A 14,153-nucleotide genomic window follows, 5' to 3' on the forward strand; every position below is an offset into this window, starting at 1 on the left:
GGGCTAATGACAAGATCATGTTTAAAGAAATACGCAATAAACCACAAGCACTCTTTTGGGCTATCGCCCTGCACATCCTCATCGTGGCAGTGCTCTTGCTCAGTTTTCAGCTAACCGATCGCCCGGATACCGCTGAAAACACCGCCATCGAAGTCACGCTTCCTGAAGGGACACTCCCCCCAGAAGAACCTAAGACCAGCGAACCGGAGCGTACCGCCTTAACCGCAACCCAAGACGCCTCTCCAGCCGAGGTTCCACCCACAACAAACGCCGATACAGAAGCGGCTGAAGCACAAGCCAAGCAGCAAGCGGCTGAAGCAGCTGCTGCGGCAACGGCACAAGCCGAAGCACAACGTAAAGCACTGGCTGAAAGCAAGGCAGAAGCGGCTCGTGAAAAAGCAGCCGCAGAAAAAGCGGCTGCCGAAAAAGCCCAACAACAAGCCGCAGCCCGTGAAAAAGCAGCAGAGCGCCAAGAAACGGCTGCCGAAGAACGTGCCAAAGCCGAAGCTCGCCGCCGTGCCGAAGCCAGAGCCGAAACCCGCCGCCAAGCATTAGCTGAAGAAAAAGAAGCTGAACGCAAACAAGCCTTAGCCGCCAGCAAAGCCAAGGCGGAAGCAGCAGCCAAAGCTCTTGCCGAAAAGAAAGCCCGCGAAAAAGCCAACGCCGCAGCAGAGGCCGCTGCCAAAGCCAAGTCAGAAGCAAAAGCAGAGGCCACCGCGAAAGCTAAAGCAGAAGCGGCTGCCGAAGCAAAAGCCAAAGCTACCGCCGAAGCCAAAGCAGAGGCCGCAGCGAAGGCTAAAGCAGAAGCCGACGCCAAAGCCAAGTCAGAAGCCCTTGCCAGTAAAAAAGCGGCTGAAGAAGAAGCCAAACTTGCAGCCGACCGTGAGCGCTGGAAAGCGGCTGAAGCCAAACGCAAAGCGGCTGAAGAAGAAGCCCGTCGAGCAGCAGCGGCTGCCGCAGGCCCCAGCAACAGTGACCTCAGCTCCGCCAGAGCCGCTTGGAAAGCTGCCGTCAACCGCAAGATTAAAGCCAATTGGAACAAACCCAGCGAACGCTTCGGTATGTCTGCCACTATCCGCCTAATGATCAGCCCATCCGGCGGGATTCAACGCTTTACCTTGTCTTGTGATGGCAGCCCGGCTTTTTGTGAATCAATCAAAGCGGCTGTCCACCGCTCTGATCCGTTTCCACGTCCAGAATACAAAGAACTGTACAACGATACCCACGTTATCAAGATGGATTAACAGCAATGCACATGAAAACAACCACTTTACTGGCCTCCGTCCTGTTAGTCACCGGACTTGGCTTACCGCTCGCCTCAATGGCTGAAGAGCTACACTCGCGCATTGACATTGATGCCACTGCCGGTGAAACCAGCATCATTATTGCGCCGTTCAGCCCGCTCTCCAAAGTGATCGAAGCGGATCTGCAACGTAGCGGACGCTTTGCCCTGATGGATCCCGCCCGTATTGGGGGTAATTTATCCCCCGAAGCCTTGCGGGCGACCGGCGCAGAATACGCAGTGGTCGGCAGTCATAACGGGGATATGAATTTCCAACTGATCAATTTACGCACCGGGCAAGCGGAAGGCGCATTTCGCATTCCGTCACACCAAAACCAACGCCGCATGGCACACAAAGCCGCCGATCTCGTTTTTGAAAAACTCACCGGTGTTAAAGGCGCATTCGATACCCGCATCGCCTACGTATCCGCCAGTGGCCCTGCGAAAAACCAAACCTACCAACTGATCGTGTCGGATGCGGACGGTTTCACCCCCCGCACCATCGTTTCCTCACGCAAGCCGGTCATGTCACCCAGTTGGTCACCCGATGGCCGACAAGTGGCTTACGTCTCCTACGAAACCGGACGACCGGTGGTATACGCCCAAGACTTAGCCTCAGGCAGTAAGCGCACCATTTCTGACCCGAACCGCTCCAGCATTTCCCCCTCTTGGTCGCCGGATGGGCGCTCCATTGCCTACAGCGTGGCAGAACGGGGCAATTACAACATCGTCGTGGCAGGCGCGAATGGTGGCGGCGCACGCCAAATTACCAATACACGCGGTATCAATGCAGAACCACAATGGGCAGACAGCAATACGATTGTGTTTACCTCTGACCGCAGCGGGCAACCCCAACTGTACAAAATCACTGCGAGTGGTGGTAGTGAAAGCCGCATGTCCTTCAGTGGCGGCTATAACGCCGGAGCCAGTATTGCAGGCAATAGTGTCGCAATGGTACGGCAAAATGGCGGCACATCCAGCATCACCATTATGGATGCCGCGACCAAACAAGAGCGTACTATTTCGCGCGGTACACAAGACGATTCACCTGCCATTTCCCCCAATGGCATGATGGTGTTGTACGCCACGGATGCCGGTGGACGCAACTCCCTAGCCGTTGCCAGTGACAATGGTAAAGCCCACCAAAGCCTGTATTCACAGGCTGGTGATGTACGCGACCCCGCGTGGTCCCCCTACCTTGATTAATGAATAGCGAGATGAGTGTTATGAATAGGAAAGCATTAGCAATGTCAGTATTGGTTGCCGCATTAAGTATTACTGGCTGCCAACAAGTTCCGCCGAATGGTGCAGGCACAGGCGGTACAACAGGTAGTGGTTATGGAACCGGCGGTGGCTACGGCACAGGCGGCTATGGCACGGGTGGCACTTACGGGAACGGCTACGGCACAGGTACTGGGCAATACACACCCGCAGAACTGCGCAACCCCAACAGCATTCTCGCGCAACGGGTCATTTACTTCGACCTTGACCGCTCGGAGATCAAACCGGAGTACATGAATATCCTCAATGCTCACGCCTCTTTACTTGCCGCCTACCCTAACCTGCGGGTACGGTTAGAAGGCCATGCAGACGAACGTGGCTCACGCGAATACAACGTCGCCCTGTCTGAACGGCGCGGCTATTCAGTACTCGATTACATGCAAGTCAAAGGCAGCAGCAGCAACCAGATGGAAGTCATCGGTTATGGCGAAGAAGTTCCTGCTGTTTTCGGGCATAATGAAAGCGCGTGGGGTAAAAACCGCCGCGTCGAAATCAAATATGCCGGAGAATAATGTCATGCAAAACAAGCTAAACCGCAGCGTCCTAGCCGCTTTGGTAGCTACTCTACTGACTGCGCCCGTCGTGGCGCAACCCATGTCAGATGAAGCGGCAGTCCAGTTACTGCAACGGGTGAATGAGCTGGAGCAAGAACTGCGCAACCTGCGGGGTGATAACGAAACCCTGCAAAACGAGCTGGAAACCATCCGCAAAAGTCAGCAGGATACCTTTCAACAAGTTGACGAACGGATTGAAAAGCTGCAAAGCGAGACTCCCGACACCACGAACAGCGGCACTTCTGCTGACAAAGTGTTGGACAATACGGACGCCGCTGCTCTTAAAGCCAAGGAATCCGCCACTGACGTTACCGACAAGGTAACTAAAACAGATCCCAACGGCTTCTACAGCTACGGCACTGGCAAGTCAGATGACAAAAATCTACCTGCGGATAAAGCGGCTGTTCCTCCAGCAGAGGCTAAAACAGATGCATCCACAGACGTCAAAGCAGATACGGCGAATAGCAGTGAGATAAAAACGCCTGACAAAGTAGCCCTACCCGAACAGGAAGAGCGTTCTGTTTATGACCATGCTTTCCAAACCTTGCTGCAAGACCCGAAAGAAGCGGTTCCAGAATTTCGCGCTTTCCTCAAGGATTACCCCAAAAGCCCACTGGCTGCCAGCGCACAATACTGGGTAGGTGAAGCGTTATACGCTGAAAAGGATTTCAAAGCAGCTATTGAAGAGTTCTTAGTGGTACTCAAAGAACACAAAGGTAGCGACAAAGCCCCGGATGCCGCACTCAAGTTAGGCTACAGCTTCTACGAACTCAAAGACTGGGAAAAAGCCCGCAAGACCTTGGAAGACGTGATCAGCTTCTTCCCCGATAACGCGGAAACTAGCAAACTGGCCAAAGCAAGGCTTAACCAAATGCAGGCTGAGGGGCACTAAGCCCCTCTTTTTTTAATCAGACTGACAGCTTCTTCTGCAAAATTCTGCTTCTTTGCATATAGTTATTGGGCATGGATGACCATTAAAAATAGCGGAGATGTGCATGTTCGGCAAAAAAATCCCCAAATCCCCCCCTGCCATTGATCTAATGCAGGCATTCCCCACGCCGTTAAAAACCGCCGCAGCGCGACGTTTCATGGAGTTTTGCTTGCAAGACTTGCCTCGCCATACCCATGCGGATGGCTTTGATCCCCACGTGTATGCGGATGCTGTCGCGCTGGTGATCAGTCGCCTCGAAGCCACCCGCCACATGGAGTAAGTCAGATGATCATCACTGCCATTAACGCCGAAAACTTCCGTAAATACACCAGTCTGCAACTGGATAACTTGCCTGATCGTGGCCTCATTGCCCTGAGTGGTGGCAATGAATCGGGCAAAAGCAGCATTGGTGATGCCATCCAATTCGGTTTGTTCGGGCGCACCGATCAAGTTCCCCCCGAAGAAGCAGCCAAATTGATTCACTGGGGTACAAACCAAGCCAGCGTTGCCCTACGCTTGCAACACCGGGGGCACGAATACCGCCTAGTACGCTCGATCGACACCGAGGGCAACGTTGCTGCAACACTGTTTTCCACTGAGGAAGAAGTCACGCTTGCCGACACCCCGGAAAGTGTCGAACGGCAGATCAAAGCACTGTTCGGCTATTATTATGGTGCATTTTCCAAAGCCTTTTACTGGGGGCAACAAAGCAGCAACACCAAGGAAGGTGATAGTGACAATCTACGCGCCATTGCTGGCCTTAAAGAACACGCCAACCTGAGCAAACAACTCGAACGCGAACAACAAGAACGCCTCGATACCCTCAAGGAACTGGAAGGCCGCAGCCGCCATACGCTGAATGCCATCGACACCTTGCATATTGATGACACCCAACTGCCACGCCTCAACACGATTGTTGCGGATATTGAAGCGCGTCAGCAACAACTCACCTTAATGGGGCAACGGCTAGACAAGGAGTCACTAGCCTACCCTGCCAATCTTGAGGCTTTTCAAGGTGTTGACCGCAACACCCGTAAGCTGGGACTGTGGACTACGCTTACCTTACTCGTGTTTCTTATTGCCCTACTCATTGGCTTATTCCTGATGTTTACCCCAGAATGGGGTAATAAACTGTTAAGTGCTATTTCAACACCAACACAAGACTTAGTGGGGAGGAGTGCTATTCGACTCGCCTCGCTTGCAGCGCTGGTGGGGGCAATCCTCTTGGTTTACGGTTGGTATGTGGACGTGCGTCGCTTACGCCCCTTGCAAACCCAAGCCAATCACCTTGCTGCGGCACTAGACGATAGTTACCAAGCCTGTACCCAACCCATCAGTCGCCACTTACAAACCGATAGCATCGACTATTTAGTGGAAAAACACTTGGATTTCCCCGAAACCAGCACCAACCACCCCGATATGGTCGCCATACCAGAGTGGACACAAGCAGCACGGCAGTATCAATCCAAAGCACTATACGTGCACAGTGCCGCTGACACCCTGAATATTGGGCTGACCAACCGTCGCCAAGAACTGGCACAACACCTTGAAACGGTTAAAGCCGATATGCTCACAGCCCAACAACAACTGGAGCATCGTGCTCATTTGCAAACGTTAGCAACCGAGCAAGAAACCACGCTGGAAAACGAACGTCGCCAACAAGTCGTCACCAGCACAGCCATCGACCTGTTGCAGCGTGATGCCAGCCATTCTATCGAACGCTTCAACCAGTTGGTCAAAACCCGTTGCCCAGAGTTGTTGCAACGTTTCACCCAAACCCACTACAAATCCCTGGAAATCTTGCCTGACTTCAGCCTAAAGGTATTGTCGGAAGAAAAAGGTGATTATCTCGATTTCAATGAGATCTCCACCGGTACACAACGGCAAGTTGCGTTAGCGATGCGTATCGCCCTAGCGAATGCATTGGCAGATGCCACTAAAACCGATAAACAAATGCTGTTCTTGGATGAGCCATTTGCCTTTTTTGACCCCGAACGCACGCAGAACACCCTACAAAGTCTGGCAGAAACCAGTAAAGGTGTAATGAGTCAAATATGGTTGACAGCCCAAACCCAACCAGAAGGAGTTAAACTGGCAAGGAGCATCCATTGCCAGCAAGGGAATCATGCCCTGAAGGTATAGAGGCTTTCTTCTTTGCGATTTGTCAAACTATAATCGCCTCTGCACTACAGCTAGAGGAGTTACTATGACATTTGATAATTTTGCATCCGCACAGTCGTTTTTGCTGATCGCGGGGTTTGTGATTGCCTTCATCATGGGGGCAATCGTCAACAAAACACATTTTTGTACCATGGGCGCGGTATCGGACTGGATCAATATGGGCGATACCGGGCGTTTCCGTGCTTGGGGTTTAGCCATTGGCGTTGCCCTATTAGGGGTGGTATTACTGGAAATGGTGGGGCTGGTGAATGCCAACGGCTCTTACCCGCCTTACCGTAACGGGCAACTGATCTGGGCTGAAAATCTACTCGGTGGTATTCTGTTTGGCATCGGCATGACCATTGCTGGCGGCTGCGGCAATAAGTGCTTAGTGCGCATTGGGGCGGGCAATCTCAAATCCATTTTCGTGTTTCTGATCATTGGAGTTGTCGCCTATTTCATGTTAAATCCATTCCCCGGCTCGGATAAAACCTTGTATTCTTTATTGTTCTACCCATGGCTTAATCCTTTAGCCGTGAATATGGGCAACTCACAAGATTTGGGCAGCGTCATTGCAGGCGAAGGTAATGCCCTGATCGCACGACTGGTCATCGGTTTGATTATTGGACTATTTCTAGTATGGCTGGCATTCAAATCCAAAGATTTCCGCAGCAGTAGCGACTTCGCACTTGGCGGCATTGCCGTCGGTTTATGCGTTTTAGCGGCGTGGTATGTCACCAGCAATATCGTCGTAACCATCGACGAGCAACCTTACCCCCTTACCCAATATTACAGTGAATGGGACATGCTGGCAGAATCTGAGGAAGGCAAACCGGCTATCGGTGCAGCACTCAGCTCACAATCGTTTACCTTCATCAATCCAATGGCGCAAGCGGTGGGCTACGCAGCGGGTGGTTTCAACAGCAGTCTGTTGACCTTTGGTGTAATGGCTTTCTTTGGTGTGATGGCAGGCTCATTAGCTTGGGCATTGGTCAGCCGCACCTTCCGCATCGAATGGTTCGCTTCTGTGGGCGATGTGATTAACCACGTCTTAGGTGCAACCCTAATGGGTATCGGCGGGGTATTAGCAATGGGTTGCACAGTAGGGCAAGCAATTACCGGTGTTTCTACCCTCGCGATTGGCTCATTTATCGCCTTTGCAGGCATCGTACTGGGTAGTGCACTGACGATGAAAGTACAGTTCTACAAAATGATGTACGAAGAAGAAGCCAGTTTTGGCAAAGCGTTAATTACCGGCTTAGTCGATTTGAAACTACTGCCTGAATCTTTGCGTAAACTGGAAAAAGTTTAACAGAACCTGAAAAAAGACTTGCACGCCAAAAGTCTTTCCTTATAATAGCGCTCTCTCACGGGCCGTTAGCTCAGTCGGTAGAGCATCTGACTTTTAATTAGGTGGTCGTGCGTTCGAGTCGCACACGGCCCACCATACAAAACAAAGGGTTGCACCCATAAAAGTGCAGCCCTTTTTTGTTTCTGACGTTCTATCATCTTATGGAACAACTCCTACCATGCAACACCCCATTATCATCAGCATCCTGCTACTGCTATGCAGCAACGTGTTCATGACGTTCGCTTGGTATGCCCATCTGAAGGAACTCAATCACAAACCATGGCTCATCGCCGCCTTATTCAGTTGGGGCATTGCCCTGTTTGAATACTTGCTGCAAGTACCCGCCAACCGCATTGGCTACACAGCACTCAGTGTCGGGCAACTCAAAATCATGCAAGAAGTGATCACCTTGACAGTATTTGTACCCTTTGCCGTGTTCTACTTGAAAGAACCGCTCAAGCTAGACTACCTGTGGGCAGGACTATGCATACTGGGAGCCGTGTATTTTATTTTTCGCGATAAGCTGTAGCTGAACATTAAATCTTAGCTGTCACAAAAAGTTCATCTTTCTGCACATCTGCGCAAGCGGGGCAACCGCGCTATACTTGACTATGTTCTTCTATCGCTATCAAAATATTATGCAATTGGAAATTTTCACCAAAGCCCTTGCCGACCAGACCCGTCTACGCATCCTGTTATTACTAGCAGTAAGGCGGGAACTATGTGTCTGTGAACTGACCCAAGCATTGGAGCTAGCACAGCCGAAAATTTCCCGCCATTTGGCGGTTTTGCGTGAGAGCGGTTTACTACAAGACCGCAAAACTGGGCTATGGGTGTATTATCGCCTGCACCCGGACTTACCCCAGTGGGCAACTGCTACCTTGGACAACCTGCATTCAGGCAGCATGACTGAAACACTGTTCCTGTCAGACCGACAGCGTTTAGATAATGCCAACCGTATCGGGGAAAGCTGCACAAGCTGAAGTTACCAACTGCTTGCTTCAATCGCATGTTTTCTTCAGCAAGGCGGTCAATGCCCCCAAAACACGGCACAAGTGCCCCCACTAACCTTCCCGCAACAAAGTACCCAAATCAATCAATGCCGCATTCGCCCGTGAAATTTGCGATGCCATCACCAAGGAATGGTTAGCCACAAAACTGTAACCACTGCCATTGAGGATAACCGGACTCCATATCATGGCTTGTGTATCTTCCAGCTTATTAATGATTTGGCGCAAACTCACCAAAGCATTTTTCTGACGCAGAATATCCTCAAAATCCGCTTCAATCGCTTTCAATAAATGTAACAGCGCCCAAGTTTGCCCCCGTGCTTGATAAAACACATCATCAACCTTTAAACGCGGGGTTTTCACGATCACTTCATTAGGGTCATCGGTTGCCGGTAACACTTCGGGTTGCAACTCAATGCCGGGTACGGGTGTCACACTGCCGTCACGTTGCATCGCAGCGCCCTCTTCTTTCACTTGGCGAATACCAACGCTGGCACTCAAGGCAATGGATAGCGAACCCATTTGGCGTTGCACCTTGTTCAACCAGTTATTCAGGTTATCCGAACGGGCATAAAACTGCGCCTGACCTTGCTGCAAACGCTGCAAATACGCCTCCAATGCCTGTGCCCCTTCATTGAACTGGCTTTCTGCCGGAGGAAACAGCCACAGCTTACCATCGGTATTGAACCGCAATTGCGCCCTCACCAAGTCCGGGTCGGCGGCTGACTGTGATTGCGAACGGCTCAAATCATCCCGCATTGCCAGCGACATATCCCGTAATTGCGTCAATACCCCCAATTCCCAGTTCGGAATATTGTCCATCACAATGCCTGGCGGGGTCACATCATTACTCAAATAACCGCCGGGCTTATCCAATAAGGTATTGGCAATGTGCGCCAAAGTAGCGGTGGTAATAACACCGGGGCGCAGCGGCTCATTGGCACTAACACCCACCATCTGCCGCGCATTGGCACGCACGTCAAAGGTATCCGGGTCACGGCTCCACAAAAACATCAACAGCGCCTGCGTGACCAAGAAAATAATCAGGAAAAATTGCAGCGTCCACCGCAAGCCTTTTTCCCGCCAGAAACGCGGGTCAAAATGCCGTAACAGGTAAATCAAAACGGCACGCCCCCAACCTTCCACATTACGTTGCATTGCCTTTTCAAACTCCACGACCACAAAAACCAATGAACCAACGCCGACTATCCAGAACCACGCATACAAATCAATTGCATCCGTGCCAAATACGCCCTGAAAAGCAGGCATATACGTAAACAACCCCTGTAATACCAATACGGAGACAATCGCGGCTAATAACCACGGATTTTCACGCAAGCTCGCCCATTGCCACCCCGGTTCACTCGCATGGCGCACACTCAACAAGTAGAAAATCTGCCCGATTACCAAGGTATTCAGTGCTGCCGTGCGAGCCGCCTCCAAGGTTTCACCGCGCTGCAATTCCCAGTGGAAAATGGCTAATACACTCACCAACAGCAGCCCCGATACCAACAACAGCCGCCACACCAAGAAGCCGCTGATTAACGATCCCACCGGCTGTGCGATGGGTTGCCCGCGAGCCGCCGGTAATGCCGCTTTCTCAAACGCCAAGGTCAGCGCCAAAATACCCGCTGTCACCAAATTGACCCACAACACCTGTACCGGCATCAGCGGCAACGCCAAGCCAAACCATGACGCCAAAATAATGGCAGCGGCTTGTGCGCCATTGGTCGGCAACATGAATTGCACCATTTTGTAAAAATTCTGAAAGACCTTACGCCCCTCCTGCACTGCCGTCATCAGCATCGGCAATTGGTCACGCATCAGCACGATTTCTGCTGACTGCCGCGCCGCTTCCGTGCCATGAATAGCAGGAGCCACGCCAACATCCGCCTGTTCCAACGCGGGTGTATCGTTTACCCCACCGCCCAGCATTACCACGCGCTCGCCATTTGCTTGCAAAGCCTTGACCAAACGCAATTTTTGTTCAGGGCGTAACCGTGCAAACACATCAACGTGCATCACCGTTTCCCGCAAGGCATCCTCATCCAATGCGTCCAAATCAGCTCCCGTTAACACGGTTTCACCGTCACCGATCCCCACTTGCTTGGCTAATGCGCAAGCAGTCAGCGCGTGATCCCCCGTCAGCATTTTGACGGACAATCCCGCCTGCTGGCAGGCTTGTACCGCTGCCAATGCCGACGCTTGCGGCGGATCGCCGATGCCCACCACCCCCAATAACACCATTCCGTACCCCACATCCTGATGCGTTAGGGTTTGCAACAGTGCATCGGGTTGGCGGCTGGCAATCACCAACGGCTTCATGCCCTCTTCGGCAAGCTTTTTCAGCTTGTCTTCCCAGACATCTTGTTGCAATGGCTCAAGCCCCGTATCGGTTTGCACATGACTGCAACGCGGCAAAATGGCTTCGGGTGCACCTTTCAACGCCACGTACTGAGCTCCCGTTGCATCTTGGCTTAACGTCGCCGCATAGCGGTAAGTTCGATCAAACGGGATACTTGCCAAGCGGGTAAATTGCTGCCGCAATGCGTCAGGCTCCACCCCACATTTATGCGCCATTACCAGCAATGAACCGTCCAAAGGGTCGCCCAGCACTTGCCAGTGTTTATCCAACTGCTGCAACCGTGCGTCACTGGCTAATACAGCCGCCTGCGCAAGCCGTTGCAAATCAGCGCGGTCATCGTGTTCGGGAAACTCAAAATTTTCCCGCAAGAGAGCGCCTTGTGGGGCGTACCCCACCCCCTGCAAGCGCACGCCACCACGCGGGGTAATCACCTTTTGCACGGTTAATTCATGGCGGGTCAGGGTATGGCTTTTATCCGTACACACCACGCTCACCGTTCCCAAGGTTTCCACCGCAGCAAGCTGGCGCACCATCACATCTTGTCGCGCCAAGCGCCTGACACTGATCGCCAACATAATCGCAAACAACGCCGGTAAACCTTCCGGCACAATCGCAACAGCGAAACTCGCCATCGCTTGCAACAACCCCTGCGGGCTATGTCCGCTCACCCCCGGCGTCAACCAGCCAATCAGCAAAATCAAAGCCGCTGCTGCTGCCAATACCAAGGCCACCGCATTCATCAGGCGCTTTAATTCATCGCCTAACGGGGTAGCATACGGCTCATTATTATCCAGCAAGGCATTCAGCATCCCCAATTCGGTACGTGACCCAGTGGCGACCACCACACCCCGCCCTTGTCCTGCCAACACTAACGTCCCTGCATACGCCATATTGCTGCGGTCTGGGAGTGCGGTATCAGCATCCAAGCGGCTAATGCCTTTTAACACCGGGGCGGAATACCCCATTAGGACTGATTCATCCAACTGCAAACCGTCGCTGTGCAGCAAGCGCACATCCGCTGGCACTTGATTCCCGGCTTCTAATAACACCACATCACCCGGCACAAGCTGCTCAGCGGGCAACGCTTGTACTTGCCCATCACGCAATACCGGCGCGGTGGGTGACAATAGGCGCTGCACCGCTTCCAGCGTTTTCGCCGTGCGCCGCTCTTGCAGCAAACCCAACACAATATTGAGTACGACCACTCCCAGAATTACCAAAGTATCCAGCCATAACTGCAACATCAGTGTCAGGGTCGCCGCTAATAACAAAATGTAAATAAAGTGGTGGTGAAATTGGTGCAGCAAGCGGTTGAAGAAGCCAGCGCGTTGCGGTGTGGCAAAGCGATTAAAGCCGTGTTGCCGCAAGCGTAATTTAGCAGATGCGGCGTTTAAACCTTGTTCCTGGGTATCAAGCTGTTGCAAAGCAACCTGCGGTGCAAGGCTATGCCAGGGGATAGAATCGGTTGTGCTTGGGGTGTCGTTGAACATCAGTGTACTCCTTACAAAATAACCCTACACAAGTCCACCAAATTCCTACCTTTTTACTAGGAATTGAATTTACTATAAAATAAGGCAAAAAGTACTTTCAACAAACCTTTTGTTTGTGGTGTTTGCAACGCAGACTTACCCAAGCAAATCCATCAGCGTTTGCAATAACGCGGTGGGTTCAAACGGTTTCGCCACATGTGCATTCATCCCCACCGCTAAACAACGCGCTTTTTCTTCACGCATTGCATTTGCCGTCAGCGCGACAATCGGCATGGCGGCGTAACGGGTATCAGCGCGAATCAAACGGGCTGCTTCGTAGCCATCCATCACTGGCATTTGAATATCCATTAACACCGCGTCATACGCGGGCGGCAGGGTGGCAAAGATTTTGCTCACACCATCCCGACCGTTATCCGCACATTCCACAATCGCGCCGTATTGCGTGAGGATCTCGGAGGCAATCAATTGGTTAATCGGGTTATCTTCCACCACCAAGATGCGTTGATGGTGCAACGGTGTGCCAACCGTTAGTAATGTGGCACTCTCCACATGGGACGGGTTAACCGCAGACGAACGCGCATGTGCCAAAGTGAGCGTCATGCTGAACCGCGAACCCTGACCGGGTTCACTGCTCACCGTAATCTCACCGCCCATTAAATCCAGCAAGCGTTTCACAATGCTCAAACCCAAGCCCGTGCCACCGTAACGGCGCGTGGTCGAATCATCCGCTTGCGAAAATTCCTGAAACAAGCCATTCACCGCCACACTGTCCATGCCGATGCCGCTGTCTTCGATGCAAAAACGCAAGCGACTGCTGCTTGCCCCGCGTTCCAATTCATCAATGTACAGTGCCACATGACCTTGACTGGTAAATTTCACGCCATTGGTGAGCAAATTGTTGAGTATTTGTTCCAAACGCAAGGCATCGCCCAAGAAAAAGCCCTGTTCGCCTTCCAAGTGTGGGCTACGAAGCTCGAATAACAACCCAATGTTTTTTTCCTGTGCTTGCTGACGCTGCAAGGTTAGTGCATTATTTACCACGTCTTCCAAACGGAAAGGGGTCATTTCCAGCGTTAATTTGCCCGCTTCGATCTTGGAAAAGTCGAGGATGTCGTTGATAATGCGTAACAATGATTGAGCCGCGTGCTGTATTTCCATTACGTAATCATGCTGCCGCTGATTCAGCTCGCTTCCCAGAGCCAGGTGGCTCATGCCAATAATCGCATTCATCGGGGTGCGGATTTCGTGGCTCATATTGGCCAGAAACAAGCTTTTGGCCTTGCTGGCTTCTTCCGCTTTCGCCGCCATCGCGAGGGAATGTTCAGTGGCTTGCGCTAACTTGAGGTTGGTTTCCCGCAACGCCACTTCCGAGCGATGCCGTATCACCGCCGCACCGACCGATGCCGCCATTGAGGTGAGAATGGCCTGATCTTCTATTCCCCACTGGTAATCAATGTGGCAGTTATCAAAACCGATAAAGCCCCAGAAACGCCCCTCCACATTCACGGGGACAACCATCAACGACACAATATCTTGCGCTTCGAGAATCATACGTTCCGTCTCAGGAAACGTAGCCACCAAACCCGATACCGCTCGCCCCTCTGAGAGCGTGTCAAACCAGCGCGGAAACAAGCCGTCAAACGACAAGTATTGTAACTCAGGGTTATCAATTTGGATACTAATGCCGTCACGCACGGGTGTGAACAAAAGTGCGGTGTCCTGTAGACTA

At 52.1% G+C, this 14,153-nt stretch carries 11 protein-coding genes and 1 tRNA gene; 10 read left to right on the forward strand and 2 right to left on the reverse strand.

Going from position 1 to position 14,153, the window contains the following annotated elements:
* Window positions 1-17: 17 nt before the first annotated feature.
* The 10 genes from tolA (at window position 18) to QJT81_20135 (ending at window position 8,542) form a co-directional block, all read left to right on the forward strand.
* A complete protein-coding gene (gene tolA / locus QJT81_20090; protein WGZ94062.1) occupies window positions 18-1,244 on the forward strand; it encodes a cell envelope integrity protein TolA in 1,227 nt (408 codons plus the stop codon).
* An 11-nt stretch (window positions 1,245-1,255) separates the two neighbouring features.
* A complete protein-coding gene (gene tolB, locus QJT81_20095; GenBank protein ID WGZ94063.1) occupies window positions 1,256-2,488 on the forward strand; it encodes a Tol-Pal system beta propeller repeat protein TolB in 1,233 nt (410 codons plus the stop codon).
* Window positions 2,489-2,508: 20 nt separating this feature from the next.
* Window positions 2,509-3,075, forward strand: coding sequence for a peptidoglycan-associated lipoprotein Pal (gene pal, locus QJT81_20100; GenBank protein ID WGZ94064.1), 567 nt, complete (start codon window positions 2,509-2,511; stop codon window positions 3,073-3,075).
* 4 nt (window positions 3,076-3,079) lie between these two features.
* On the forward strand, window positions 3,080-4,009 hold the full coding sequence (ybgF, locus tag QJT81_20105) for a tol-pal system protein YbgF (GenBank protein ID WGZ94065.1): 930 nt from the start codon (window positions 3,080-3,082) through the stop codon (window positions 4,007-4,009).
* 103 nt (window positions 4,010-4,112) lie between these two features.
* Window positions 4,113-4,328: a hypothetical protein gene (locus QJT81_20110; protein ID WGZ94066.1), complete on the forward strand. Its 216-nt coding sequence runs from the start codon at window positions 4,113-4,115 to the stop codon at window positions 4,326-4,328.
* Window positions 4,329-4,333: 5 nt separating this feature from the next.
* Window positions 4,334-6,190, forward strand: coding sequence for an AAA family ATPase (locus QJT81_20115; GenBank protein ID WGZ94067.1), 1,857 nt, complete (start codon window positions 4,334-4,336; stop codon window positions 6,188-6,190).
* A 64-nt stretch (window positions 6,191-6,254) separates the two neighbouring features.
* A complete protein-coding gene (locus tag QJT81_20120) occupies window positions 6,255-7,520 on the forward strand; it encodes a YeeE/YedE family protein (GenBank protein ID WGZ94068.1) in 1,266 nt (421 codons plus the stop codon).
* 59 nt (window positions 7,521-7,579) lie between these two features.
* Window positions 7,580-7,655: transfer RNA gene (locus QJT81_20125), tRNA-Lys, on the forward strand.
* A gap of 82 nt (window positions 7,656-7,737) precedes the next feature.
* On the forward strand, window positions 7,738-8,088 hold the full coding sequence (locus QJT81_20130; GenBank protein ID WGZ94069.1) for a DMT family protein: 351 nt from the start codon (window positions 7,738-7,740) through the stop codon (window positions 8,086-8,088).
* 109 nt (window positions 8,089-8,197) lie between these two features.
* Window positions 8,198-8,542, forward strand: a complete 345-nt coding sequence (locus tag QJT81_20135) for a metalloregulator ArsR/SmtB family transcription factor (protein ID WGZ94070.1) — start codon at window positions 8,198-8,200, stop codon at window positions 8,540-8,542.
* An 81-nt stretch (window positions 8,543-8,623) separates the two neighbouring features.
* Here the strand turns inward: QJT81_20135 and QJT81_20140 are convergent, their stop codons facing one another.
* The gene (locus QJT81_20140; protein WGZ94071.1) at window positions 8,624-12,424 is read right to left on the reverse strand and encodes an HAD-IC family P-type ATPase; all 3,801 of its coding nucleotides are present in this window, start codon (window positions 12,422-12,424) and stop codon (window positions 8,624-8,626) included.
* Window positions 12,425-12,559: 135 nt separating this feature from the next.
* The gene (locus QJT81_20145; protein WGZ94072.1) at window positions 12,560-14,131 is read right to left on the reverse strand and encodes an ATP-binding protein; all 1,572 of its coding nucleotides are present in this window, start codon (window positions 14,129-14,131) and stop codon (window positions 12,560-12,562) included.
* Between the last annotated feature and the right edge of the window lie 22 nt (window positions 14,132-14,153).

Source organism: Candidatus Thiothrix putei, assembly GCA_029972225.1.
GTDB classification, from domain to species: domain Bacteria; phylum Pseudomonadota; class Gammaproteobacteria; order Thiotrichales; family Thiotrichaceae; genus Thiothrix; species Thiothrix putei.

Excerpts from the sequence above, each read along its gene's own strand:
- QJT81_20130 (WGZ94069.1), top strand. The coding sequence starts at position 7,738 with ATGCAACACCCCATTATCATCAGCATCCTGCTACTGCTATGCAGCAAC.
- QJT81_20120 (WGZ94068.1), top strand. The coding sequence starts at position 6,255 with ATGACATTTGATAATTTTGCATCCGCACAGTCGTTTTTGCTGATCGCG.
- QJT81_20115 (WGZ94067.1), top strand. The coding sequence starts at position 4,334 with ATGATCATCACTGCCATTAACGCCGAAAACTTCCGTAAATACACCAGT.
- QJT81_20140 (WGZ94071.1), bottom strand. The coding sequence starts at position 12,424 with ATGTTCAACGACACCCCAAGCACAACCGATTCTATCCCCTGGCATAGC.
- QJT81_20110 (WGZ94066.1), top strand. The coding sequence starts at position 4,113 with ATGTTCGGCAAAAAAATCCCCAAATCCCCCCCTGCCATTGATCTAATG.
- QJT81_20135 (WGZ94070.1), top strand. The coding sequence starts at position 8,198 with ATGCAATTGGAAATTTTCACCAAAGCCCTTGCCGACCAGACCCGTCTA.
- ybgF (WGZ94065.1), top strand. The coding sequence starts at position 3,080 with ATGCAAAACAAGCTAAACCGCAGCGTCCTAGCCGCTTTGGTAGCTACT.
- pal (WGZ94064.1), top strand. The coding sequence starts at position 2,509 with ATGAATAGGAAAGCATTAGCAATGTCAGTATTGGTTGCCGCATTAAGT.
- tolA (WGZ94062.1), top strand. The coding sequence starts at position 18 with ATGTTTAAAGAAATACGCAATAAACCACAAGCACTCTTTTGGGCTATC.
- tolB (WGZ94063.1), top strand. The coding sequence starts at position 1,256 with ATGAAAACAACCACTTTACTGGCCTCCGTCCTGTTAGTCACCGGACTT.